Source organism: Mesorhizobium sp. CNPSo 4661, assembly GCF_057784215.1.
Window position 1 is genome coordinate 72,944 of sequence record NZ_JBWGIO010000016.1, and the last position, 24,889, is coordinate 97,832.

General features: G+C 63.0%; 24 protein-coding genes and 1 tRNA gene. 13 read left to right on the forward strand and 12 right to left on the reverse strand.

Annotation, left to right across the window (positions count from 1 at the left end; genetic code table 11):
* Positions 1 to 157 precede the first annotated feature (157 nt).
* Positions 158 to 979, forward strand: coding sequence for an HTH-type transcriptional regulator BhcR (gene bhcR / locus AC0YKC_RS23915; protein ID WP_434722564.1), 822 nt, complete (start codon positions 158 to 160; stop codon positions 977 to 979).
* Here bhcR and AC0YKC_RS23920 read toward each other — a convergent pair.
* Positions 976 to 1,335: a hypothetical protein gene (locus AC0YKC_RS23920; protein ID WP_320297995.1), complete on the reverse strand. Its 360-nt coding sequence runs from the start codon at positions 1,333 to 1,335 to the stop codon at positions 976 to 978. The genes bhcR and AC0YKC_RS23920 overlap by 4 nt on opposite strands.
* A 106-nt stretch (positions 1,336 to 1,441) precedes the next feature.
* Between AC0YKC_RS23920 and AC0YKC_RS23925 the strand changes: the two genes are divergently transcribed.
* A complete protein-coding gene (locus AC0YKC_RS23925; RefSeq protein WP_488512850.1) occupies positions 1,442 to 1,906 on the forward strand; it encodes a hypothetical protein in 465 nt (154 codons plus the stop codon).
* A 114-nt stretch (positions 1,907 to 2,020) separates the two neighbouring features.
* On the opposite strand, the gene AC0YKC_RS23930 is transcribed toward AC0YKC_RS23925, so the two are convergent.
* A complete protein-coding gene (locus tag AC0YKC_RS23930; protein WP_320297997.1) occupies positions 2,021 to 2,389 on the reverse strand; it encodes a BA14K family protein in 369 nt (122 codons plus the stop codon).
* A gap of 291 nt (positions 2,390 to 2,680) precedes the next feature.
* Positions 2,681 to 2,848, reverse strand: a complete 168-nt coding sequence (locus AC0YKC_RS23935) for a hypothetical protein (protein ID WP_278202583.1) — start codon at positions 2,846 to 2,848, stop codon at positions 2,681 to 2,683.
* A gap of 150 nt (positions 2,849 to 2,998) precedes the next feature.
* On the opposite strand from AC0YKC_RS23935, the gene AC0YKC_RS23940 reads away from it, so the two are divergent.
* From AC0YKC_RS23940 to AC0YKC_RS23950, 3 genes are all read left to right on the forward strand, one after another.
* Positions 2,999 to 3,074 (forward strand) — tRNA-Thr (locus AC0YKC_RS23940).
* A gap of 182 nt (positions 3,075 to 3,256) precedes the next feature.
* Positions 3,257 to 4,024 (forward strand): glycosyltransferase family 87 protein, encoded by a 768-nt coding sequence (locus AC0YKC_RS23945; protein WP_488512851.1) that lies wholly within the window; start codon positions 3,257 to 3,259, stop codon positions 4,022 to 4,024.
* A 33-nt stretch (positions 4,025 to 4,057) separates the two neighbouring features.
* Positions 4,058 to 4,483: a hypothetical protein gene (locus tag AC0YKC_RS23950; protein WP_488512852.1), complete on the forward strand. Its 426-nt coding sequence runs from the start codon at positions 4,058 to 4,060 to the stop codon at positions 4,481 to 4,483.
* A gap of 69 nt (positions 4,484 to 4,552) precedes the next feature.
* Here AC0YKC_RS23950 and AC0YKC_RS23955 read toward each other — a convergent pair whose 3' ends face one another.
* On the reverse strand, positions 4,553 to 5,167 hold the full coding sequence (locus AC0YKC_RS23955) for a TetR/AcrR family transcriptional regulator (RefSeq protein ID WP_320297999.1): 615 nt from the start codon (positions 5,165 to 5,167) through the stop codon (positions 4,553 to 4,555).
* 93 nt (positions 5,168 to 5,260) lie between these two features.
* Between AC0YKC_RS23955 and AC0YKC_RS23960 the strand changes: the two genes are divergently transcribed.
* The 7 genes from AC0YKC_RS23960 (at position 5,261) to AC0YKC_RS23990 (ending at position 12,754) form a co-directional block, all read left to right on the forward strand.
* Positions 5,261 to 6,343, forward strand: coding sequence for a polyamine ABC transporter substrate-binding protein (locus AC0YKC_RS23960; RefSeq protein ID WP_488512853.1), 1,083 nt, complete (start codon positions 5,261 to 5,263; stop codon positions 6,341 to 6,343).
* 8 nt (positions 6,344 to 6,351) lie between these two features.
* Positions 6,352 to 7,197 carry an ABC transporter permease gene (locus tag AC0YKC_RS23965; RefSeq protein WP_488512854.1) on the forward strand — a complete coding sequence of 282 codons (846 nt, stop codon included), beginning with the start codon at positions 6,352 to 6,354 and terminating at the stop codon, positions 7,195 to 7,197.
* Positions 7,198 to 7,199: 2 nt separating this feature from the next.
* A complete protein-coding gene (locus tag AC0YKC_RS23970) occupies positions 7,200 to 7,982 on the forward strand; it encodes an ABC transporter permease (protein ID WP_140829687.1) in 783 nt (260 codons plus the stop codon).
* A complete protein-coding gene (locus AC0YKC_RS23975; protein ID WP_488512855.1) occupies positions 7,979 to 9,043 on the forward strand; it encodes an ABC transporter ATP-binding protein in 1,065 nt (354 codons plus the stop codon). Before AC0YKC_RS23970 ends, AC0YKC_RS23975 begins: the two co-directional genes overlap by 4 nt.
* Before the next feature lie 3 nt (positions 9,044 to 9,046).
* Entirely contained in the window at positions 9,047 to 9,805 is a 759-nt protein-coding gene (locus tag AC0YKC_RS23980; RefSeq protein WP_488512856.1) for an MBL fold metallo-hydrolase, read from the forward strand.
* 431 nt (positions 9,806 to 10,236) lie between these two features.
* Positions 10,237 to 11,010, forward strand: coding sequence for an NAD kinase (locus tag AC0YKC_RS23985; RefSeq protein ID WP_320298005.1), 774 nt, complete (start codon positions 10,237 to 10,239; stop codon positions 11,008 to 11,010).
* 190 nt (positions 11,011 to 11,200) lie between these two features.
* Positions 11,201 to 12,754 carry a DEAD/DEAH box helicase gene (locus AC0YKC_RS23990; RefSeq protein WP_434722552.1) on the forward strand — a complete coding sequence of 518 codons (1,554 nt, stop codon included), beginning with the start codon at positions 11,201 to 11,203 and terminating at the stop codon, positions 12,752 to 12,754.
* Positions 12,755 to 12,830: 76 nt separating this feature from the next.
* Here AC0YKC_RS23990 and AC0YKC_RS23995 read toward each other — a convergent pair whose 3' ends face one another.
* From AC0YKC_RS23995 to AC0YKC_RS24030, 8 genes are all read right to left on the reverse strand, one after another.
* Positions 12,831 to 13,439, reverse strand: coding sequence for a hypothetical protein (locus AC0YKC_RS23995; RefSeq protein WP_434722551.1), 609 nt, complete (start codon positions 13,437 to 13,439; stop codon positions 12,831 to 12,833).
* 252 nt (positions 13,440 to 13,691) lie between these two features.
* A complete protein-coding gene (locus AC0YKC_RS24000) occupies positions 13,692 to 14,342 on the reverse strand; it encodes a YiaD family glycine zipper/OmpA-like lipoprotein (protein ID WP_320298008.1) in 651 nt (216 codons plus the stop codon).
* Between the two features lie 136 nt (positions 14,343 to 14,478).
* Complete coding sequence (locus tag AC0YKC_RS24005; RefSeq protein ID WP_140829676.1) at positions 14,479 to 14,847, reverse strand: GFA family protein; 369 nt, start codon at positions 14,845 to 14,847, stop codon at positions 14,479 to 14,481.
* Between the two features lie 152 nt (positions 14,848 to 14,999).
* Positions 15,000 to 15,377 (reverse strand): hypothetical protein, encoded by a 378-nt coding sequence (locus AC0YKC_RS24010; RefSeq protein WP_488512857.1) that lies wholly within the window; start codon positions 15,375 to 15,377, stop codon positions 15,000 to 15,002.
* Positions 15,378 to 15,672: 295 nt separating this feature from the next.
* Positions 15,673 to 16,077 (reverse strand): GFA family protein, encoded by a 405-nt coding sequence (locus AC0YKC_RS24015; RefSeq protein WP_488512858.1) that lies wholly within the window; start codon positions 16,075 to 16,077, stop codon positions 15,673 to 15,675.
* Positions 16,078 to 16,108: 31 nt separating this feature from the next.
* A protein-coding gene (prfB, locus tag AC0YKC_RS24020; RefSeq protein ID WP_488512859.1) for a peptide chain release factor 2 occupies positions 16,109 to 17,240 on the reverse strand; the annotation gives its coding sequence in 2 pieces (ribosomal slippage) (positions 16,109 to 17,173 and positions 17,175 to 17,240; 1,131 coding nt in all).
* Between the two features lie 125 nt (positions 17,241 to 17,365).
* The gene (locus AC0YKC_RS24025; protein ID WP_488512860.1) at positions 17,366 to 19,822 is read right to left on the reverse strand and encodes a penicillin-binding protein 1A; all 2,457 of its coding nucleotides are present in this window, start codon (positions 19,820 to 19,822) and stop codon (positions 17,366 to 17,368) included.
* Between the two features lie 226 nt (positions 19,823 to 20,048).
* Entirely contained in the window at positions 20,049 to 21,305 is a 1,257-nt protein-coding gene (locus tag AC0YKC_RS24030) for an N-acetylmuramoyl-L-alanine amidase (RefSeq protein WP_320298013.1), read from the reverse strand.
* Between the two features lie 647 nt (positions 21,306 to 21,952).
* Here AC0YKC_RS24030 and AC0YKC_RS24035 point away from each other — a divergent pair.
* Positions 21,953 to 24,880, forward strand: a complete 2,928-nt coding sequence (locus tag AC0YKC_RS24035) for an Rne/Rng family ribonuclease (RefSeq protein ID WP_488512861.1) — start codon at positions 21,953 to 21,955, stop codon at positions 24,878 to 24,880.
* Positions 24,881 to 24,889 lie beyond the last annotated feature (9 nt).

Consider the following 24,889-nt stretch of genomic DNA (forward strand, 5'->3'; position numbering starts at 1 on the left):
TTGATTTTTCAATTTTTTCAGAATATTTTTTCATTTCTAGAAAACACCGATTACTACCTGATTTAATTTCATTTTTCGTTTTCCAGAAAACCCGCAGCGACAACCACTGAAAAACTTTTTCATTGCATCCAGCGTCAAATCGGCGAGAATGCCGCCCATGGAAACGACGGAAAAACGCCAGCGCGGCCGGCCGCGCGCCTTCAACGGTCCATCCGAAGCAGCGTCGGTGCAGTCGCTCGACCGGGCGCTGCGGATCCTCGCGATTGTCGCCGAGGCCAGCGGCCTGTCGCTCAGCGAAATCGCGGCGCAAAGCGGCATTGCCGCCTCCACCGCCTATCGCATGCTGACGACGCTGGAGAACCACGGCATGGTCGAATTCGACACAACCGACCAGCTCTGGTCGGTCGGCGTCGAGACCTACCGCATGGGCGCGGCCTTCCTGCGCCGGCGCAAGCTCGTCGACCGCGCCCGCATCGTCATGCAGGAGCTGATGGAAAAGACCGGCGAAACCGCCAATCTGGGTGTCGCCGAGGACGATTGCGTCGTCTTCGTCAGCCAGGTCGAGACACATCAGGCGATCCGCGCCTTCTTCCGGCCGGGCACGCGCAGCCCCTTCCATGCTTCCGGCATCGGCAAGGCGGTGCTGGCGCATCTCGAGCCGGAACGGGTCGCGGCCATCCTGCGCAAGGCAGGCCTGCAGCGCTACACCGACAAGACGCTCTCCGACATCTCGGCGCTGGCGCACGACCTTGCGACCATCAAGCGCCGCGGCTGGTCGGTCGACGACGAGGAACGCCACCCGGGCATGCGCTGCGTTGCCGCCGCCATCTTCAACGAATATGGCGAGCCGATCGGCGGCGTTTCGGTGTCCGGCCCGACGGTGCGGGTCACGCCCGAGCGGCTGGCCGAGATCGGTCCGCTGGTACGTGAAGCGGCGGTCGAGGTGACCAAGATGATCGGGGGCGTGAAAGCGTATTAGGACGCGCCCGGCAAGGCGCTCTTAGCCGATATGTCGAAGAAATCGAGCAGGATGGCCAGCCCAACGCCACAGGCCGCCAAGATGAGGCCGGCGATGAATATCCGACTGGCGCGGTCATGAATGCTTCGCTGGAGGGATTTGATGTCGAGCAGAATGGCAAGCGCCCGGATCTGCAGCGCAATACCGACCAAGATCGGCAGGACGGCAATCAGATGGTAGGTCTGCCAGGGGATCGGGTTGGCCGCCCAATGCGTGATGAAGCCTAGCGAAAACGCAAGCAGGATGCCGACGATGGTGATGGTGCCGTTGCGGAAAACCGGTTCGACCCGTTCTTCCTTGGGATCCTGCTGGTCCATGCCACCCTCCTTGGCGCCAAAGCCAGACTAATCGTTTGCAAAATCGCTGTACATCGCTGGTTGCTTGGCAGGAGCTCCAGGCGTTAGCCAGGCCGGACCGCCGGGCTTGAACGTCTTGCCGGAGCGTCGGGATGCATGCGAAAGGGCACCGATGCGGAAAACAGTTTACCTCCTATCCGCCGCTTCGCTTTGCGGATGCGTGGCGGCGGCACCGGCGCCGGTCGAGCCCATAGCTGGCCCCAGCGGCAACCCGCTGGTCGACCCCGTTCCGATCTCGTTGGCAATGGAAGAGATCATCACCGCCGGCGTCCGCCAGCATTTGAAAAACCCCATCTCCGCCAAATTTGGAACGATGCTTGCCGGCGAGCGCAGTTTGAACGGCCGCCACGAAATCGTGGTGTGCGGCTATGTGGACGACAAGGGCTCTCCCGGCGGCAACGAGCCTTTCATCGGCAAGATCTATCCCGATACCGGGAACAGCTTCGAACTCGTCGCGATAAACGACGCCTCGGTCAGCGGCGCCTGCAAGGCGGCGGGATTGGCGATGCCGGAGCTGAAGCCCAATTCCTAAGTCGGCGAGGCAGGAAAGTAGTCCGCTTCAAATCGACCCAATCAGGCTAGCGTCTAACGCTCAAACGCAAGAAAAGGGGCCGCGTGCAGCCCCTCTTTCCTGGCCCGCCTTCTCTTACAGATGGCAATAGTGCGGGTAGCCGTCATAGCCGATGTAGGTGTTCGAATCCGGATCGTAGCTGCCGTAGCGGGCCATGCAGCGGCGGACGTGCCAGGAACCCTCATAGCCGCCGTCTTCCTCGACATAGACGGTGCGGGGCTGCTGCTGGGCAAGCATGCTGCCGAGGACGAAGCCGCCGACGCCCGCGGCGATGCCGATGCCGAGTTCGCGGTTGTGATGGTTGTGAGCCGCCGAAGGCTGGACCGTGCCGACGAGCGAGCCGGCTGCGACGGTGGTGGCGATGAGGCCCGAAACGATGGTGCGCTTGAACATGACGATCTCCTTGATTTCGTTGGAGAGGCGAACCATCCGCCTCTTGAACATGGGTCGCGTCGACGCGCAAAAAGGTTCGAAGATTTTTTGATTTTTTCCGGAGCAGCCGGCGGCTGTTGCCGGTCGGCCATCGGCCAGGTTGCGTAATAAATGAAAAGGGCGGCCGAGGCCGCCCTTCGAAAGCAACAGGTTTAGGCGTCAAAGGATGATGACCACCCTGCCATGATGATGATGATGGAGATCGGTGGCGAAACGGCAAAAGGTTCGAGGGTTTCGAGGGAGTAGTCGGTAGTGAGTAGTTGGCTATCCTACTCACTACCGACTACTCCCTACTCACTCCCTTCACCCCATTCCCGTGACATGGCGCAGCCAGAAGGCCAGCACGATGAAGCCGACGAAGGTGGCGACGCCGGTCCAGTCGATATTGGCCTTCTTGAGATCGCTGACGGCCTTCACCAGCAGAAGCCAGGTTACGACGATGAGCGGCAGGATGATGACGAATCTGATCATGGCGGCACCCCGTTCGATGCGATTGCACCTGTATGAGATGTAGGAAGCGGCGCACGGATTTTCAGGATGCCGGCTCGGCTGCGGTCCATTAGCAACCCAAAACGGAGTTTTGTCTTTACTGGCGCACGAAATGTGCTACCGGAGCGCCGTGCCCTTGTAGCTCAGCTGGTAGAGCAGCGGTTTTGTAAACCGAAGGTCGCGGGTTCGATCCCTGCCGGGGGCACCATCCTGCGCCCGTTCGCCCCGAGAAAACTCTTGTTCCGGCGAGCGCAAATGACCCAGTCGATGCCGCGCGCCATTTTGGCGCAGAAGCGCAGCGGGGCTTCCCGCGAGTTTGACCCGTCAACAGAATCTTAGGCAAAACGGTGCAGTCTTGGCTGTCGGCGGTGCCGACGCTGGACCCAGATCATGCTCGGATATCTGCGCACTGGCGATTGGCTGACCCGGGAACGGGTCCGTATGATCTCCGTCACTTTGCTGACCTTTTACGTCCTGTTGATGGTCTTCCTATTTGCGACTTCGAACGGGCGCGTCGATCGTTTTGATCGTCCCTTGGGTACTGACTATTCGCAAGTCTGGACGGCGGGGCGCTTCGTGCTTGAAGGCCATCCGGAAGAACCCTTCGACAACGTGGCGCACCAACGTCGGCAGCAAGACTATTTCTCGCCGACGTCGGGCTTCTTTCACTGGGGCTATCCACCTTACTTCCTGGTCGTCGCGGCGGTCTTCGCCCTGCTCCCCTATGCCTTGTCGCTGCTGTTGTGGCAGGCATCGACCTTGCTGCTCTATCTGGTGGCGGTACGTCGCATTGCGCCCATCCAGGGCTGCCTGTTGGTGGCGGCGGCTTTTCCCGCGGTCTTCGTCAATATCGGTCATGGACACAACGGCTTCCTCAGTGCCGGCTTGATGGCTCTGGCATTGTTGGCGCTGGAGCGACGGCCGGTCGTGGCCGGGATCCTGTTCGGCTTGCTTGCCTACAAACCGCAGTTTGGTTTGCTCATTCCCATCGCGCTTCTGGCTGGTGGCTACTGGCGCGCGATCGTTGCCGCGGGCGCAACGATTGTCGCGATGACACTGGGAACGGCGTGGGCCTTCGGCTGGGAAACCTGGCGCGGTTTCTTCGACATGATGCATTTCTCGCGCGTCGTCATTTCCGAACAAGGCGCAACCGGCTAGTATAAGATTCAAACGGTTTTCTCAGCGGTGCGCATGTGGGGCGGCTCGATTCCGCTCGCTTATGGCGTGCAGGCTGTTTCCACCTTGGGCTGTGCCGCGATGGTCGCCTGGATGTGGTTCGCCCGCGTCGACCGGCGGCTGGCGGCGGCCGCCTTGATGACCGGCGCTCTTCTGTCGACACCCTATGCGCTGGATTACGACATGATGCTGCTCGGGCCGGCGCTGGCTTTCTTTATCGCCCATGGATTGGAAACAGGTTTTGCGCCTTGGGAGAAAACGATCCTTGCGGTGGTCTGGGCCACACCGTTGTTGGCCCGCGACCTGACCATGACGACTTTCATTCCTGTCGGACAGATCGCGATGATCGTCTTCATGGCAATGATCTTCCGCCGCACATGGCCGAACGCGAGACAGGACCTTGTCGCGACGACCGGTGTATTGCCGTCGATGCCACGCTGATCCTACTTTCGCCAAGGATTCGGCTTGTCCAGCTATACGGCCGGGCCGCTTCCGTCAGGGGCAAGGCATTTACACTCCAATCGCCGCCACCAGCACCCTGTTCTGCCTTCGGATCGCCGCGCGCAGCTCCGGTATCTTCGCCTCGTCGCGTTTCACGAACTCGATGAACATCATGTTCATGTTGTTGAAGATCAGCTCGCCTACCGCCGGGCCGTCGATGTCCGGGCGCACTAGGCCGATGTGCTGCAGGCGCGCGATCAGCGCGCTTATCTGCTCGGTCAGGTCTCGGTCGAGCGCGGTGTAGGCCTGGCCGAAGGGGCTGTCGGGCAATTGCGTCGAGATCGCCATCGCCTGGCGCCACATCTCCTTGCTGAGATAATTCAGCGAGTGCTCGATATAGATGCCGATCAGCGTGTCCAGCGCGTCGCCGACATTGGCCGGCGGGCTGGCGACCACCCCTCGCCCGGCATTCAGCACCTCGTTGACTTCCAGCGAGACGATGGCGCCGAGGATGTCGCCCTTGTTCTGGTAGTAATTGTAGATGGTGCCGATCGAGACTTCCGCTTGCGCGGCGATCGCCTCGATCTTGGCGCCTTCATAGCCGGCCTCGCGGAACAGCGCCGTCGCCGCATCGATGATGCGGCGGTGCCGGTCCGCCTTCTGTCGTTCGCGCAATCCGCTCATATCGGCCTCCCTGCCACAAAATCATAATTGACTCAATTTTAGAATTGGTTCAACTTTTCTTCCAACAAGCCAGCAAGGCAGGGAGAACACTCGATGACCATCAATGCCCGGACTCCGCTTTCCACCCTGAAGTCCAACCTCGCATCCGCCTGCGCGGCGGCCGCATTGCTGCTCGCGGCGGGCGGCGCCCAGGCTGCCGATCTCAACGCGCTGATCTGGTGCGACCATGCAGATCCGGCGCTGCTCGAACCTTTCGAGAAGGCCAACGACGTCAAGGTCAACGTCAAGGAATTCGAAGGCACGGGCGCAGGCCTCGCCATCGTCGAGCAGTCGCAGCCTGGTGACTGGGACGTGATGGTGATCGACAGCATCGACGTGCCGCGCGGCGTCGAGAAAGGCCTGTTCGAGCCGTTGCCCGAGGACAGGCTGCCCTTCGCCGACCTCTTCCCGGAAGTGAAGATGGACAAGTCCACAATCGTCGACGGCAAGCGCTACGGCATCACCGAGAAGTTCGGTTACAACACGATCGGCTTCAACAAGACCAAGGTCGATCCGGCCGACATGCAGTCGCTGGCCTCGCTCACCAGCGACAAATACAAGGGCAAGGTCGCGATCTACGACTATTACCTGCCGGTGATCGGCATGGCGGCGCTCGCGATAGGCAAGAAGACGGCCGACCTCACCGAGGCCGACCTGCCCGCTCTCAAGGCCGAACTCCTCAAGATGAAGGCCAACGCCAAGCTGGTCGGCGAGGTCACGGCCAGCCAGACCGCTCTGGCCACCGGCGAGGTCGACATACTGGTCGGCGGCGGCGAATGGGTGACGGCCGGTCTTGCCAAGGAAAACCCGGCGCTCGACTTCTCGATCCCGAAGGAAGGCGCGGTGTTGTGGTCGCAGTCGCTCGCCATGTTCAAGGATTCCAAGAACAAGGACATGGCGCTGAAATTCATCCAGTACATCATGAGCCCGGAGGGCCAGGCGCGGCTTGCCACCTCGTCCTGCTACTGGGGCATGCCAGCGAACAAAAAGGCAGCGCTGAGCGATGAGCAGAAGAAGATCCTGCGCTTCGACGAGCAGCCCGGCTTCCTCGCCCGCGCCCAAGCCTATCCGGCGCCGAATGCCGATCTCGACAAGAAGATGCAGGACATGTGGACCGAGATGCTGCAGGCGCAGTAAATCGGCCGATGGCGTTCGCGGGAAACAAGTCGCGTGCCCTGCCCTGGGCGCTGGTCACGCCGGCGCTGGCATGGACGTGTGCATTCTTCGTGCTGCCCTTCATCGCCATGGGGTTTTCCAGCCTCACGGCGCATGAAGGCGGCGGCTTCACTTTAGCCAATTACAGCCAGTTCTTCACCGACCCGTCCTATTGGCGGGCGATGGTCAACTCGCTGGAGGTCACGGCGATCGTCACCGTGGTTTCGATCCTGCTTGCCTATCCCTTTGCCTGGATCCTTGCCGAGATGGTGCCGGAACGCTGGCAGCGGCTGGCGCTGATGCTGGCCGTGCTGCCGTTCTGGACCTCCTATGTCGTACGCTCCTATTCCTGGCTGCTGGTGCTGGCGCAGAACGGCGTCATCAACCGGGCGCTGACCGGCGTCGGCCTGATCGGCGAGCCGCTGCAGCTCGCCAACACGCGTTTCGCCACCGTCACCGGCTTCGTGCACTTCTTCGTCATGCTTTTGACGCTGACCATCTTCGCCAACCTCAAGCAGCTCAGCCCGAGCTACCGCAAGGCTGCCGCCGATCTCGGCGCCGGGCCAGTGCGCACCTTCCTGCATGTCGTGCTGCCGCTGACTTTGCCCGGCATCATGGTCGGCGCCTTCCTCACTTTCGTGCTTTGCATCGGCGACTACATCACGCCGCAGATCCTGGGCGGCAACAACGAGCTGGTCATGCCTCAGCTCGTCATGATGCAGATCGGCCGCCGCGGCGATTTCCCGCTGGCCTCAGCGCTGTCGATCATCCTGATGGCCGTCGTCACCATCGCCTATCTCGCCTGCGCCCGCTGGCTGAAGATCGAGCGGGCCTGACCATGCGCGCCGCCGTCCGCCTCGCCGCCTGGGTCTATGCCATCGCCGTCTACGGTTTCATCTTCCTGCCGGTGGTCGTTCTGGTGCTGTTTTCGCTGCAGGCCACCTCCTTCCCGATCCCGCCCTTCACCGGTCCGTCCCTGCGCTGGTACCAGGCGGTGCTCTCCGATGCGCGGCTGACCTCGGCGCTGGTCAACTCGCTGCTGGTGGCGGTGCTCTCCTCGCTTGCTTCGGTCACGCTCGGCTTCCTCTCGGCCTGGGGCTTCGCGCGCTTCGTGCTGCCGGGCTCGGCCATCCTGCGCGGGCTGATCACGCTGCCGCTCACCGTCAGCTATCTGATCATTGGCATGGGCCTGCTGGTGCTGTTCAACTGGGCCGGCGTGCCGAAATCGCTGCTTGCGGCCGGCATCGGCCATGTCGTGATCAACCTGCCGCTCTGCTTCGCCATCATCTACAGCCAGATGGGCGATCACCAGATCAACATAGAGCGCGCCGCGCGCGACCTGGGCGCCGCCGAATGGAAGGTGCTTTTGATGATCACCGTGCCGGTGATGGCGCCGGCGATCTTCGCCGGTTTCTTCCTGTCGATGACGTTTTCCTGGGACGAGTTCGTCATCTCCTTCCTGCTCACCCGTTTCGAGACGACGCTGCCAGTGGAGATCTGGAACCTGCTGCGCTCCGGCCTCAACCCCAAGACCAATGCCGTCGGCTCGCTGGTCTTTGCCGTCTCCATCGTCCTGGTGGTGTTTTTCGAACTGACGCTGTTGCGGAGAAAGCCGGCATGAGCGCACCCTTGGTCGATATCCGCAGCGTCTCGCACCGCTTCGGCCAACTTCCGGTGCTGAAGAACGTTTCGCTGGCGATCGAACCAGGCAGCTACACGATCCTGCTTGGCCCCTCGGGCTCCGGCAAGACGACCCTGCTTTCGATCCTCGGCGGCTTCGTCAATCCAAGCGAAGGCAAGGTCTTCATTCGTGGCCAGGATTGCACGGCCGTGCCGCCGGCCAAGCGCCCGACGACGACCGTGTTCCAGGACTATGCGCTGTTTCCGCATATGAGCGTCGGCGGCAATGTCGGCTTCGGGCTGCGCATGCAGGGCGTCGATGGCGCGACGCGGGCGGCGAAGGCGCGCGATGCGCTGGCCCTCGTCGGACTGGCCACCGCCTTCGACAAGAAGCCGCATCAGCTTTCCGGTGGCCAGCGCCAGCGCGTGGCGCTCGCCCGCGCGCTGGTCATCGAGCCCGCGGTGCTTTTGCTCGACGAGCCGCTCGGCGCGCTGGATCTCAAGCTGCGGCGGCAGATGCAGGACGAGTTGAAGGCGATCCAGAAGCGCGTCGGCACCGCCTTCATCCATGTCACCCACGACCAGGAAGAAGCGATGGCGCTGGCCGACCATTACGTGGTGATGAATGACGGCCGCATCGAGGACGAGGGCCCGCCCGAGCGGGTCTATGCGCGGCCGGCAACGCGCTTTTCCGCCACCTTCATGGGTGAAAGCACCATCCTTGCCGGCACAGTGGCCGAGGCGAGGAACGGGATCGTCACGGCCTCGACGGCGGTGGGGTCGATTTCACTGCCCGGCGCTTCGCCTGCCGGCACCGCTCTCGCGCTCGCGATCCGGCCGGAGCATCTCGTTCTCGGCGACGCGAAAGGCGATGTCGCGCTGGGCATGGCCAAGGTGGGCGATGTCGTCTTCCAGGGCAGCTTCAAGCGCGTGCTCGCCATCTCGATGCAGGACCCGGCATTGCAGTTCATTGCCAAGGCTCCCGCTTCCGCCACCGTCCAGGCAGGCGACACGGTCCCGGTTTCATGCAACGCTCAAGACATCATCCTGCTGGCGGACTGATCCATGGGCATGCTTCCGGTCATCGGCGCTGCGGACTGGTACGAAACCATCCGCATGGGCGACGACATCACGCTCATCCACGAGCCCTGGATAAAGCCGTTCTTCCGCTGCAACATCTGGCATGTGCGCGGGCGCGACCGCGACCTGTTGTTCGACACCGGCCTCGGCCATTTCAGCCTGCGGCACCACGTGCCGCTGGTCAGCGAGCGCAGGCTCACCTGCGTCGCCAGCCACACGCATTTCGACCATATCGGCTGCCATCACGAATTCCCGGACCGCTGCGTGCATACCGCCGAAGCGCAAATCCTCGCCGATCCCCGCAACGAATGGACGGTCGCTGACCGTTACGCCAATGAGGAGATGTTCGATGGCGCGCCAGAAGGCTGGGATACGGCACGCTACCGCATCCTGCCCGCGCCGGCGGCCCGGCTGCTCGAGCACGGCGATGTCGTCGATCTCGGCGACCGCGCCTTCGAGGTCATCCACACACCGGGACATTCGCCCGGCGGCATCGCGCTTTATGAGAGGAAGACCGGCATCCTGCTGTCGGGCGACATCGTCTATGACGGGCCGCTGATCGACGACGTCTATCACTCCGATATCGAGGACTACGTCGGGACGCTGCTCGCCATGCGCGACCTCGACGTCTCGGTCGTACATGGCGGCCATTTTCCGAGCTTCGGCAAGGTGCGCTACCGGCAACTCATCGACGAGTATGTCGCGGGCAAACGCAAGGCCGGCTGCCACCTGCAGGGTGGCTGAGCGATCCGGGAAGCGAAGCTTACAGCGCCCTTTGCGGACAAGGTGTTCCCGTAGCGTCGCCGCAACGGGAAGCCGTTGGCTGCGGCCGCTGGCTCATCTCTTCCGAATGGCGCACCAATTCGGCGAACATGAGCGCGAAACTTCCCATCATCAGGAAGACTATGATCAGACGCGTTACCGGCAATAGACAGGTCTCTCGACTGGCCAGCCCCCGCCAACCCATCTCCTGTCGGCTAACATGAACGATCCGGCTTTACGAGTGTTTAAGCTTCGTCTTAACCATAGCAGCCATCACATTCATGTCGCGACTGTCACGAAGCGCGATTGCTGGGGTGTAACCCACCGGCCAGCGCCGCGCCCTTCACAGATATGGGCGGCGCATGCTACGCCGTCGCCGGCGCGGCCCTTCAGACGGTCGCCCTCCGGGAGCCATGAGCAAAGCCGCCAGCCGTTTCGCCTTCGTTTCTTCCGATACCGACGACGCCCGCGCCGCGCTGGAAAGCCTGTCGGCGCGCTACGGGCAGGTGCCAGTCGCGGAGGCCGAGATCATCATTGCGCTTGGCGGCGACGGCTTTCTCCTGCAGACGCTGCGCGACACGATGAGCACGGGCAAGAAGGTCTACGGCATGAACCGTGGCACCATCGGCTTCCTGATGAACGAATATCGCGCCGGCGGCCTCGAGGAGCGCATCGCCGCCGCGGTCGCCGAGACGATCCGCCCGCTGGAAATGGTCGCTGTGACACATGACGGCGAATCCGTTTCGGCGCCGGCCATCAACGAGGTGGCGCTGTGGCGCCAGTCCTACCAGACGGCGAAGATCCGTATCACCGTCGACGGACAGGTGCGGCTGGAGGAGCTGAATTGCGATGGCGTGATGATCGCCACGCCCGCCGGCTCCACCGCCTACAATCTGTCGGCGCATGGGCCGATCCTGCCGCTTGATGCGCCGCTCTTGGCGCTGACGCCAGTGAGCCCTTTCCGGCCGCGCCGCTGGCGCGGAGCGCTGCTGTCCAACAAAGCGACCATACGCTTCGACATCCTGGAAGCCGAAAAGCGCCCGGTGAATGCCGCGGCCGACCACACCGAGGTCAAGGCGGTGGCCTCCATCACCGTGCGGGAATCGCCGACGGCGACGGCAACTTTGCTGTTCGATCCGAACCATTCATGGAACGAGCGTATCCTTGCCGAGCAGTTCCGCTACTGAGCCGGCGCGGCGATACTGTTTCGATTAAGCATCGCGATTAAGGTTACGTCTTCACAATCGCTGTATTTCCGTCCGTTTCTGTTGACAAATCGAGGACTTGCGCCTAACTGCAACACCGATCTTGCAGGCGCGCGGCGCCTGTCGCGGCTCCTGTGTCGCGATTTTCCCAACCAATAAAGACAACAAACACTTGTCCTCAGACACCACGATCGCTCAAGAAGCATTGACATTCTCGGACCTCGGCCTGTCGCCGAAGGTCCTCTCCGCAGTCACCGATGCCGGTTATACCCAGCCGACGCCGATCCAGGCCGGCGCCATCCCGCATGCGCTGCTCGGCAAGGACGTGCTGGGTATCGCCCAGACCGGCACCGGCAAGACCGCTTCCTTTGTGCTGCCGATGCTGACGCGCCTGGAAAAGGGCCGAGCGCGGGCCCGCATGCCGCGCACGCTGATCCTCGAACCGACCCGTGAGCTGGCCGCGCAGGTCGAGGAGAACTTCATCAAATACGGCAAGAACCATAAGCTCAACATCGCGCTTTTGATCGGCGGCGTCTCCTTCGACGAACAGGACAAGAAGCTCGAGCGTGGCGCCGACGTATTGATCGCAACGCCCGGCCGCTTGCTCGACCACCGCGAGCGCGGCAAGCTGTTGCTCAACGGCGTCGAGATCCTCGTCATCGACGAGGCCGACCGCATGCTCGACATGGGCTTCATCCCGGATATCGAACGCATCTGCGAGATGATCCCGTTCACGCGCCAGACTTTGTTCTTCTCGGCGACGATGCCGCCGGAGATCACCAAGCTCACCGAAAAATTCCTGCACGCGCCGGTTCGCGTCGAGGTTTCCAAGGCCGCATCCGCCGCAACCAACATCATCCAGCGGCTGGTCAAGTCGGGCTCAAAACCCTGGGACAAGCGCGAGACGCTGCGCAATCTCATGAAGGCCGAAGACGCCGAGCTGAAGAACGCCATCATCTTCTGCAACCGCAAGATCGAGGTGTCGGAGCTTTTCCGCTCGTTGCTGAAATATGATTTCGATGCGGGCGCGCTGCATGGCGACATGGATCAGCGGGCGCGCATGCAGATGCTCGCCAACTTCCGCGACGGCAAGTTGCGTTATCTGGTTGCGTCCGACGTCGCCGCGCGCGGCCTCGACATTCCCGATGTCAGCCACGTCTTCAACTACGACGTGCCGATCCACGCGGAGGATTATGTCCACCGCATCGGCCGCACCGGCCGCGCCGGCCGCTCCGGAAAATCCTTCACCATCGCGACGCGCTCGGACACGAAATACGTCGATGCCATCGAAAGGCTGATCGGCACCAAGATCGAGTGGCATGACGGCGACCTGTCGACCGTGACCGAAAGCGAGGGCGAGGAGCAGCCGCGGCGCGGCCGCGGCGCGCCGCGTCGGGCCGGCCGCAAGGACGAGGACCGCAAGGACGATCGCAAGGAACGCGGCGAGCGCAAGAAGGACCGTCACGCCAAGCGCGACGAGACGCCCGATGCGGCGCGCGAAGAGCAGCCTGTCGCCGAAGTGGCCGATATCGCCGAACGCCGCGCCCGCAAGGACGCGATTCGTTCCGACAACGAGCGCAAGGGTTCGGGCAACCATCACGAGCAGCGCGGCGACGCCCGTCCGCAGCGCGACCGCCCCGGCCGCCATCGTCAGGAAGAAGACGACGCAACCGTCGGCTTCGGCGACGACGTGCCGGCCTTCATGCGGATCGTCGCGAAGGTCTGAGTTCCGGACCGCTACGGCAGAATGAAACGGCCCCGATCGGGGCCGTTTCGTTTTTGTACCGTTTGCTCGCCCTGCCCTACATCGGCCCAGGCATCATCTTGGTCGGCTTCTCCAGCATCGGGAAGTCGGCCTTGTTGCATGTCACCTTCGGGTTCGTCGGGGTGAACATGCCGTTCGGATTGTCCCTGAACAGCCAGGCATGCAGGTCGTAGTGGACAAACTCCCTCGGGATGAGCGGGTAGTGTCCTTCCATCGGCCCCATGAATTTCTGGCCGAACAGCTTCGGAGCTTCCTTCACGTCCGGCGTCAACGGCACCAGCCATTCCACGCCGACCAGTTTCAGACCTTTCTTGGTTGGCTCGTAGATCAGGACATTGGGCTTCATCGGATCGAGCGGCTTGCCGATGCTCGGGACGTTGACGAAATGGATGCCCATCGCGCCCTTCGGATAGTACATGGCGCCGTCTATCTTCTCGCCGCTATAGTGGACGCAGCCGACCGTCGACAAATAGAGGTCGCGGACGGCTGCCGTGTAGTCTTCATACTTGGCCAGCGACTTCTTCAAGGCCTCGATGTCGGCCTTGTTGGCGTCCTCGGCCTGGGCCGTGGCGGCTCCAAGCCATGCGCCCAAAAGGCCAGTCAAAACAAGGACGCCGCAGCGCCCCAAACGAGCTGTTCTTGTCATGAATTCCTCCCAGATTCCCTTGATCTGGCCGTGCAAGACCGGGGCGGCAGATGTTGATTGCGCGGCCGATTGACCACCCCATCCCCTCTGGAACACGAAGATGGTAGTCCTTTCACCGGTTCTAGAAAAGTATCAATTAGAAAAAGCTAATGTCCTAAGACTTTCGACCCATCCCTGGCCCGAGCCAATAAAAAACGGCCCCATGCGGGGCCGTTTTTTATTGATGGACTTATGCTGCCGGCGCGGTTCGTCTTACGTGAGCGGCGACAGCTGGATTTCGACGCGCCGGTTCTGTTCGCGGCCAGCGGCCGTCGCGTTGGATGCGATCGGGCGCGTCTTGCCGAAGCCGGTGACTGCGAAGCGGCGCTGATCGACGCCCTGGCCGGACAGGTAATTGGCGACTGCAAGCGCGCGACGCTGCGACAGGTCGAAATTGTGCTGATCGCCGCCGGTCGAGTCGGTATGGCCGAAAACGTCCACCGTGGTCTGGCGGAACTTCTTCAGCACCAGCGCGACCGAATTCAGCACCGGATAGAAGCCCGGCTTCACCGCGTCCTGGTCGACGTTGAAGGTGATATCGGACGGCATGTTGAGGATAATCTGGTCGCCGCTGCGGGTAACGCTGACGCCGGTGCCCTGCAACTGACGGCGAAGCTCGGCCTCGTTCTGGTCCATCGTCGCGCCGATCGCGCCGCCGGCGAGCGCGCCGATGCCGGCGCCGATCAACGCGTTGCGGCGGTCATTGCCGCCGGCCAGCAGACCGAGGCTGGCGCCCGCCAGCGCGCCAAGGCCGGCACCGGCCGCCGTGTTGGAGACCTTCTGGTCGCCGGTATACGGATCGGTGGTGGTGCAGGCGCTCACCAGTAGAGCCGTCGCCACGGCGACGAGCACAGTCTTCTTCATGAGATTGGTCCCTCTCCAATTCACGGCCTTTCGGCCGTGCCAAATCAGCCCTTCCGCAGCCTTGTAGCATGAAATGCGGCGAAAAACGGAACGGGAGTGCGGCCTGCGAAGCTCGGCGGCCGTTCCCGCTTCGCGTCTACCACAGATTCTTGCCGTCGATGACCACCACCTCGACCTTATCCAGGTCGAAATCGTCGAACAGGCGCGAATTGACGCTGATCTTCGGGTTGTCGAAGTCCGGCTTTCCGGTCGACCAATCGGGCGTTTCGGTGAAGGTGCCACAGCCGCAAGTGGCGCAGAAACCGTGCTTTACGGTCTTCGAGCCCCAGCGATAGAAGGAGACATTCTCGGGCGGGCTCGTGAGCTTGAATTGCGACGGCACATAGTATGCCCATAACGACCCCCGCTTCGAGCAGAACGAGCATGTGCATTGCGTCACCGTCCGCGGCGCCTCGGCAACCTCGAAGGTTGTCGCCTTGCAGTGGCAGCTTCCCTTGATGGTCATCACCTCACCTCTCAATTGCCCGCCGCCACCCCGGATTCCACTGGCAGCAGGGCAACATAAAGAAGTGATCCTGACAACCGTCTGTCAGCAGCTTCGGCAGACATGCTGGCGCGCTCGAAGCCCTCTCGCGCCTCGCGTTTGGCTCGCGAGGTCTAGTAAGAGGGCGGCGGCACGAACAGGCAGATGGTCTTGCCGGCGTCGAGCCCTGCCTGATGCGCGCACCAGTGGTACTCGCCGTCGGGCGAATTCTTGACCCGCTTGTCGCTATAGGCCACCACCTCGCCCGTGCCTTTTATGACATAGCCTTCGGGCCGCTCGCTGATCGAAGACTGCGGCACCTCCTTGCAATCGAAGTTGGCACAGCAGGCAAAGGGATATTTCCAGCCTTGCGGCATCACCGCCGTGGCTTGGGCGTCGTGCGCGACGGCCGGCGGCGCCAGCACCGAGATAGCTCCAACAGCGAACAGGGAGAACAAAAGTCGGCCAGCCGGTCGAACGGCTTGGGCCGATCTTGATATGGCAGCAGACATCGAAACATTCCTTTCGAGCATCAAGCGTTTTCGCTTGCCCGTTCCCGGAACGTGTCTTCCCAGTGGCCGGATCGTCGGTCGCAGATATGCCGCATCCGGCCATAAATGCTTTTAACCCCAGCACGAAAGCTGGGCTGATTCCTCGACTGGCGCAAGCAACCGCTTGCAACGGCGATGCGACAATTCCCGCCAGCCTCTGCCATTCAGAAACGTGCGCCGGCTTGGTTAACGACCGGTTAGCCGCACGGAACCGGTGCCGGACAACGGGATTCGGCTCAAGCTGGTTCCAGACGTTTCAGCCGGGAACATGCCCATCATACTGCGGCAGGTCGTCCGTGATTGTGAACCACTTCGCCTTCGACCCGACAAAGATGTGCGCGGTCGGCCGTATGGTCGGATCGTCGACCAGCGTGCCCATGGCGACATGCACATAGGCGCCGTCGCGGACCAACGAATAGATGAGCGAGCCGCATCGCCCGCAATGCGCGTCGTGGCCGCTCTCGTCGCCGAAGATCAGCAGCCTGTCATCGCCCGCGACGAGACGGAACTTTTCGCGCTCGATGCCGGCGAAGGGCTTGAACGCCGACCCGGTCGTGCGCCGGCAGTTCGAGCAATGGCAGTTCGCCGCGTAAACAAATTCGTCCGCAACCTCATAGTGGACTGCGCCGCAGAAGCATTTTCCCGCTAGTGTTCGAGACACCGGCTTCCTCCGCTCCCGCAACGCATATGCACTAGTCGAGGTCCGCCACCGCTTCGCCCGCGCCACCTTCGATGCGGTGCGACAGCGATGCTTCCATGAACTCGTCGAGATCGCCGTCGAGCACGCTCGACGGCGAAGTGCTCTCGACGCCGGTGCGCAGATCCTTCACCAACTGATAGGGCTGCAGCACATAGGAGCGGATCTGGTGGCCCCAGCCGATATCGCTCTTGGAGGCCTCGGTCGCATTGGCGACCGCTTCGCGCTTCTTCAGCTCTTCCTCGTAGAGGCGCGAGCGCAGCATTTCCCAGGCCTTGGCCTTGTTCTTGTGCTGCGAACGCTCCGCCTGGCAGGCGACCGCGATGCCGGTGGCGATATGGGTGATGCGCACAGCCGAATCCGTGGTGTTGACGTGCTGCCCGCCCGAGCCGGATGAACGATAGGTATCGATGCGGACATCGGATTCCGAAACGTCGATCTCTATCTTGTCGTCGACGACAGGATAGACCCAGATACTGGAGAACGACGTGTGGCGGCGCGCATTGCTGTCATAGGGCGAAATACGCACCAGGCGATGGACGCCGGATTCCGTCTTCAGCCAGCCATAGGCGTTGTGACCCTTGATCAGCACGGTGGCGGACTTGATGCCCGCTTCTTCGCCGTCATGGACTTCCAGCACCTCGACCTTGAAGCGGCGGCGCTCGGCCCAGCGCGTGTACATGCGCAGGAGCATCGAGGCCCAGTCCTGGCTCTCGGTGCCACCGGCGCCGGCATGGATTTCGAGATAGGTGTCGTTGGCGTCGGCCTCGCCCGAGAGCAGCGTCTCGACCTGGCGGGCCTTCGCCTCGCCCTGCATCGAACGCAACGCCGCCTCCGCTTCGGCGACGATGCCGTCGTCGCCCTCTTCCTCGCCGAGCTCGATCAGGCCGATATTGTCTTCCAGAGCCTGGGTCATCCCCTTGACGGCGGCGATGCCGTCCTCAAGCTCCTGGCGCTCGCGCATCAGCTTCTGCGCTTCGATCGGATCATTCCAGAGACTGGAATCCTCTGCGCGCGAATTCAGGTATTCAAGCCGCTTTACAGCCTGATCCCAGTCAAAGATGCCTCCTCAGCAGGGTTATCGCCTGCCTGATCTCGTCGACAATGTTGAGCGTTTCCGCGCGCATGGCTCTTCGTCCGGTCCTGTTCTTTTCGGTTTTTTGGAATAGGCGCGATACATAGGCACGGCATCGCCGCCTGTAAAGCGAAATGGGCCGGCGGCGGGCCGACCCATTCGAGAAGCATTTCGACGTCAGTAAAGCCCGCCGCCGCCGTCCTGGATGGCCTGGTTGGCCTGCGGCGACAGCGCCCCGCCCGAGCCGTTCGAGCCATCGGCGCCCATGCCGATCACCCAGTAGCTGTCGGCCGGGCCGGTGCCGGGCTTGAACGCTTCAACGATGGTGTTGGGATCGCCTTCGGCGGCGCGCATGCCGGTCTTCCGGTTGATGGCGATGAGCTTCATGCCGTCCGGAACCTGGAAGTCAGTGTTCGGCTTGCCGTCAAGCGCCACGCGCATGAAATCCTTGAAGATCGGGGCGGCGAGACCGCCACCCGTGGCGCCCTTGCCGAGGCCGCGCGGCGTGTCGTAGCCCATGTAGAGACCGACGACGAGGTTTGGCGTGAAGCCGATGAACCAGGCGTCCTTCTCGTCATTGGTCGTGCCGGTCTTGCCGGCGATGTGACGACCAAGCTCGCCGATGGTGGCGCCGGTACCGCGCTGCACGACGCCCTCCATCATCGAGGTGATCTGGTAGGCGGTCATCGGGTCGAGCACCTGCTCGGAGTTGTCGACCAGCTCCGGCTCGGGCTGGTTCTTCCATTCGGCGGCGTTGCAGCCCTCGCAGCCGCGCTCGTCCTGTTTGAACACCGTCTTGCCGTAGCGGTCCTGGATGCGGTCGATCAGCGACGGTTTGATCGACTTGCCGCCATTGGCCATGATCGAATAGGCCGAAACCATGCGCATGACGGTCGTTTCGCCGGAACCCAGCGCCATCGGCAGATAGGGCGCCAGATGATCGTAGACGCCGAAGCGCTCGGCATATTCCACGACCAGCTTCATGCCCATGTCGTTGGCGAGTCGCACGGTCATCAGGTTTCGCGACTTCTCGATACCGGAGCGCAAGGTTGCCGGCCCCGCGACCGTGCCGTCATAATTCTTCGGCGTCCAGGTGGTGTTGCCGCTCTGGATGGTGATCGGGCCGTCCATGATCACCGAGGCCGGCGTGTAGCCGTTGTCGAGCGCCGCCGAATAGACGATCGGCTTGAACGAGGAACCGGGCTGGCGCATCGCCTGGGTGGCGCGGTTGAATTCCGACTGCGCGTAGGAGAAGCCGCCGACCATGGCGAGCACGCGGCCGGTGTGCGGATCCATGGCGACAAGGCCGCCCTCGACCTCCGGCACCTGGCGCAGCATGTAGGTATTGTCGGAGCCGTCATTCTTCTGCACGAAGATCACGTCGCCGGGTTCCAGCACTTCCGCCGGGGACTTCGCCCTGACGGACTTGCCGTTGACGAAGTGGCGCATGGCGAAGCCCATGTCTTCCTTGCTGACGGTGCCCTGGACGCGCTCCTTGACCAGATCGCCGGAAACCTGCCGCGTCGGCTGGATGCCGATGGTCAGGCCACTCGCCGAACTGTCGAGCACGACGGCCAGCGTCCATTCCGGAACATCCTCGAGACCCTTCACATTGCCGAGCGGCACGCCCCAGTCGCCGGAGACGTCGATATGCGTCACCGGTCCGCGATAGCCGCGCAGCATGTCGTATTTGAGCAGGCCGTTCTGCAACGACTTGCGGGCGATGAGCTGGACATTCGGATCGAGCGTCGTGCGCACCGACAGGCCGCCCTCGTAAAGCGCGTTCTCGCCATAGCGGGCGATAATCTGGCGGCGGACTTCCTCGGTGAAATACTCGCCGGCGAACAGATACGAGCCATTGCGGCGGGGCTTGACGCCGAGCGGCTCGGCCTTGGCCTTGTCGCCTTCCTCGCGGGTGACATAGCCATTCTCGACCATCTGGTCGATGACCCAATTGCGGCGCTCGATTGCGCGGTCGGCATGCTTGAAGGGATGGTAGTTGTTCGGGCCCTTCGGCAGCGAGGCGAGATAGGCGGCCTCCGCAACCGTCAACTCGTTGACCGACTTGTCGAAATAGGTGAGCGCGGCGCCGGCGACGCCATAGGCGCCGAAGCCGAAGAAGATTTCGTTGAGATAGAGCTCGAGGATGCGGTCCTTGGAATAGGCCTGCTCGATGCGGAAGGCCAGGATCATCTCCTTGATCTTGCGCTCATAGGTCTGGTCGGAGGTGAGCAGGAAGTTCTTCGCCACCTGCTGGGTGATGGTCGAGGCGCCGACCTGCCGCCGGCCGGAACCGAAATTCTGCAGGTTGACGATTATGGCGCGGCCGAGGCCGGTGATGTCGATGCCGGGATGGTTGTAGAAGTTCTTGTCCTCGGCCGACATGAAAGCAGCCTTGACGCGGTCCGGGATGGCCTGGATCGGCAGGTAGAGACGCCGCTCGCGCGCATATTCGGCCATCAGGGCGCCGTCGGAGGCATGGATGCGCGTCGTCACCGGCGGCTCATACTTGGCCAGAACCTCGTAGTCGGGCAGGTCCTTCGCCACATGGCTGATATAAATAGCGATACCAGCAGCCACCAGCAGCGCCAGCGTCGTGCCGACGCCAAAGAAATAGCCGATGAGACGAATCATGCCCGCTCCAGTCCGAGGTTCGGGATTTTCCTAAACGAAGCCGCCTGCCGCGCAAGCTTCCCGGAGCGGTCCCAATCCGCAATCAAAAACCCATGTCGCGACCATGTGGACAAAATACGGCAGCGCGAAATTTGAGGACTCGGTTGCCGAATAATAACGCCGGGTGTTGTCGTCATGCAACGCTGCTTGCGGTTGTAGACGTCCGACGGTTGTGGGCGGGTGCGGGTCAGCCGCCCGTCGCGGTTCCGGCCTTCGCGGCGGCAAACAGGGCGACCGCGTTGGTTATGCTTTGCGCCGCCTTGCCGCGCCAGTCGGCGTTGAGCAACTGCGCCTCATCCTTGACGTTGGAGAGGTAGCCGAGCTCGACCAGGACGGACGGCACGTCCGGGGCCTTGAGCACCCTGAAGCCGGCCGAGCGCTGCGGATTGTTGATAAGGCCGACGCTGGTCGACAACTGGCCGACCAGCGTGTGGGCGAAGCTCATCGAGAAACCATGCGTTTCACGGCGGATCAGGTCGATCAGGATGTCGGTGACTTCCTTGTTGTCGTCCTCGATCTTCATTCCGGCGAACTGGTCGGACAGGTTCTCGCGATCGGCGAGCGCCTGGGCTTCCGGATCGGAGGCCTTGTCCGAGAGCGTGTAGACCGTGGCGCCGCGAAGGCCTTTGACGGCGATCGTATCGGCATGGATGGAGATCAGGAGATCGGCCTCGTGCTGGCGCGCGATGCGCACGCGTTCGTCCAGCGCCAGGTACACGTCGTTGTCGCGTGTCATGAAGACATCGTATTTGCCGGCCGCGGCCAGCTTGTCGCGCAGCTCCTCGGCAAAAGCGAGCGTGACGTCCTTCTCGATCGTGCCGGCGGAGCTTTCTGCGCCGCCATCGACGCCGCCATGGCCGGGATCGATAACCACCGTGAAGCGATGGCCGGGCGCCGAGACCGGCCCGGTGCCGACCCGCTCGCCCTTTTCGGTCGAAACCGTCGAGCCGGTGGTCAGCGACTGATTGGCGAGAGCTTCGTCGAACTCCCGCTCGGAGGCGGCCGACATATCGATGGCGATGCGGTAGCCGCTGCCGTCGTCATTCTTGAGCACGTCGAGCTTGTCGACGACGAAAGGGCCCTTGCCGGTAAGGATCAGGCGCGAGCCATGTCCCTGATCGCCGTAGCGAACAGCCCGCACAAGGCCGCGCGGCTTCACATCCTTGGCGTCGACGGCGAATCGCGTGCGAGGCAGGTCGACGACCAGGCGATTGGGGCCGCGCAGCAGGAACCATTTGACGTCCGGCTCGCGGTCGAAATTCACGACGATGCGCATCTTCGTGGCGTCGCCGGCCATCTTGTAGCCGGTCGCGCCAAGCAGGTCGTCGGCATGCGCGCCGGCAGTGAGGCAGAACAACACAGCCAGCAGCAAGGCGGCCCAGGCCAGGCGCGGGAAATGCCCGCCGGCCCCACTCCTCTTGTCTGCGGCGCCCGCCGGTCCCATCTCTTATCCGTCGCTCCCGGTTTGACGCATTGCGCCCAACCTTCTTGCAAAGTGCCTGTCAGGCCACCAACCCGATTAACGATTGGTATTCAGAGAAGGTTAACCAAGCCTTTCAGAGAGCGCGACGAAAGACACCTTCCCCAGCGGAAGCGCTTTTTGCCGGCATCCGAAATCGGGGTTGCCTTCCATCCCGCCAAATCATAAAAGCGACGTTGGATCACTGCAATCCTGGAACCGCTCGCCTCAGCAGTTTCCTGCCACAGGTCGGATGCAAAGGCGGCTCCGTTACCCTTCCAGGCTCAGGTGGTCGCGACGAATTTCGCAAGCGTGCCCTCGTGGCGGGGGAATCGCTTGCGTGAGGAAAACGGCCGGGTTGCCCCCGCGCCGGCTCTTCGTGAGCAAACAAGCTGGTCCGGCTCAACCCGGGCTTTGGTTCAAAAGGTTCTGCTGGGTGCCGATGGCTTCAAGCGCAATCATGGAAAGGTCCGCATCAAACCGCGCCACAATGGCTGCGGGCGGCACCGCCATTGCGCTCAAGCGGCGGCCGGCGGACGTTCAATTATCCGGCATGCACACAGATACAGGCGCACAGCGGCGGGCATTGCCACGCCAGCTGCGGCCGTCGGCTGCCGGCAGGAAACAAAATAATGCCCAACAAGATGCTGATAGACGCCTCCCACCCGGAGGAAACACGCGTTGTTGTCGTTCGCGGTAACCGCATCGAAGAATTCGACTTTGAATCCCAGGACAAGAAGCAGCTCAAAGGAAACATCTACCTCGCCCGCGTAACGCGCGTCGAACCTTCCCTCCAGGCAGCCTTTGTCGAGTATGGCGGCAACCGTCACGGTTTTCTCGCCTTCAGCGAAATTCATCCCGATTATTACCAGATCCCGGTCGCCGACCGTCAGGCCCTGCTGCGCGCCGAGGCGCAGGAAGCCGAAGACGAAGACGACGAGGAGGCCGAGAACGGCGAAGAGCAGCAGGCGCGCGATCGCGGTGGCCGACGCAGCCGGCGGCGCGGCGGCAAGAACCGCGACCGCGGTGAGCACAAGCACGATGCCGAAGTCGCTGCTTCCCCGGAAAGCGGGGAAAGCCCGGCAGAGGCCATAGCGACCGAGGAAACCGCTGCCGAGGCTGTCGGAAGCGAGGATGCCGGCGGCGAGACCGACGATGTCCAAGCGGAAAACGCGGAAACGACCTCCGAGGCCGTCGGCGCCGCACTGGAAACGGCTGAAGAATCAGCCGACGACGATGATGGGAAGCCATCGGAAGGCGGCCCCACCTCGATCGCGGCTAACGTCGAAGCCGACGTGATTTCCGAAGCGGTCCCGCAGACGGACCAGCCCGAGCAGAGCGGCGAGGCCGCCGCCAGCGACAATGATCGCGGCATGCTGGAGGAGGTCTCGTCCTCGCATTCGGACGAGCACGAGGTCGAATCGGTCGGCGCCGAAGATGCGCTCGAGGAAATCCGCAACCGCCGCAAGCCGGTGCGACGCCAGTACAAGATCCAGGAAGTCATCAAGCGCCGCCAGATCCTTTTGGTGCAGGTGGTCAAGGAAGAGCGCGGCAACAAGGGCGCGGCGCTCACCACGTACCTCTCGCTTGCCGGCCGCTATTCGGTGCTGATGCCGAACACGGCGCGCGGCGGCGGCATATCGCGCAAGATCACCAACGCACAGGACCGCAAGCGCCTGAAGGAGGTCGTGGCCGATCTTGAAGTGCCGCAGGGCATGGGCGTCATCCTGCGCACCGCCGGCGAAAGCCGCACCAAGGCCGAAATCAAGCGCGACTACGAATACCTGATGCGGCTTTGGGAAAACGTCCGCAACCTGACGCTGCAGTCCTCGGCCCCTGCCCTGGTCTACGAGGAAGGCAGCCTGATCAAGCGCTCGGTGCGCGACCTGTACAACAAGGACATCGACGAAATCCTGGTTTCCGGCGAAGACGGCTACCGCGAGGCCAAGGACTTCATGCGCATGCTGATGCCGAGCCACGCCAAGGTGGTTCAGCCGTTCCGCGACACCACGCCGATCTTCGTGCGCAACGGCATCGAGGCGCAGCTCGACCGCATGCTGCAGCCGCAGGTGACGTTGAAGAGCGGCGGCTACATCATCATCAACCAGACAGAGGCGCTGGTTTCGATCGACGTCAACTCCGGCCGCTCCACCAAGGAGCATTCGATCGAGGAGACCGCGCTCCACACCAATCTGGAAGCGGCCGAGGAAGTCGCGCGGCAACTGAGGCTGCGCGACCTTGCCGGCCTCATCGTCATCGACTTCATCGACATGGAGGAGAACCGCAACAACCGCTCCGTCGAGAAGCGGCTGAAGGATCACCTCAAGAACGACCGCGCCCGTATCCAGGTCGGCCGCATCTCGCATTTCGGCCTGATGGAGATGTCGCGCCAGCGCATCCGCGCCAGCGTGCTGGAATCGACCATGAAGCCCTGCCCGCATTGCGGCGGCACCGGCCATGTGCGCTCCGACTCCTCCGTGGCGCTGATGGTGGTGCGGGCGATCGAGGAATTCCTGCTCAAGGATTCGCGCAGCCACATCATCGTGCGTACGCCCGCCGTGACCGCGCTTTATGTGCTCAACCACAAGCGCGCCAATCTGGTGGAGCTCGAAGCCCGCTTCGGCCTGACGATCACGATCGAGGCCGACGAGACGCTCGGCACCCAGCACTACGCGATCTTCCGCGGCGCCGTTGCCGAAAAGCCGGAAGGCTTTGTCGAGGTGCGCAGCCTGCCGGCCTATGTCGAGCCGGAAGAGCCCGAGGACGAGATCGTCATCGAGGAAGAGGAAGAAGAGGTTTCGGTGCAGGCCGAACAGCCGCGCCAGCCGCAGCAGCAGGGTCAGCACCAGCAGCGGTCCGAGGACGGCGATGGTCGCAGGCGCCGCAAGCGCCGCCGGCGGCGTGGCGGCAGGGATCGCGACCGTGAGCAGACCGGCGACGCTGTGGCACCGGCGGAAGCGGGCGAAGCAACCGACGATGCCACGGATGCGATCGAAGAAGCGGCTCAGGACGTGACCGCCGGCGATGAAGCCGCGGCGGCAACCGAGGACGGTTCGGCCAAGAAGCGGCGGCGCGGCAAGCGCGGCGGCAAGCGCAGCCGCCGCGAGGACGAGGCTTCGGAGGCGGTTGCCGGCGAGACTGTCGGCGACACCGAGGACGAAGTGGCGGAAAGCGAGGATGCCGCCGGCGAGCCGGTCGTGGCAGCCGCGCCCGAACAGCCTGCTGCTCCAGCGGCCGCCAATGATGACGCCGAGGTGGCCGAGAAGCCGAAGAAGCCCCGCCGTTCGCGAGCAAAGAAGGTGGCCGAGGAAACCGTGGCCGAGACGGTGTCGGAGCCTGTTGCCGAGGCCCAGGTCGCGCCCGTGGCCGCCCCGCCCGAGCCGGCGCCTGCCGCTCCAGCGGAGGCCGAGCCTGCCGCCAGTGCGCATCCGACGCGCCGCAAGCCGCAGTCGGTCGACGCGCCGGTTGTACCCGTCGTCTCCTCGAACGTGTCCGGCGAGGCCAAGGCCGAAGACAAACCGAAGCGCGCCGGCTGGTGGCAGCGCAAGGGTTTTTTCTAAACCTTTCAG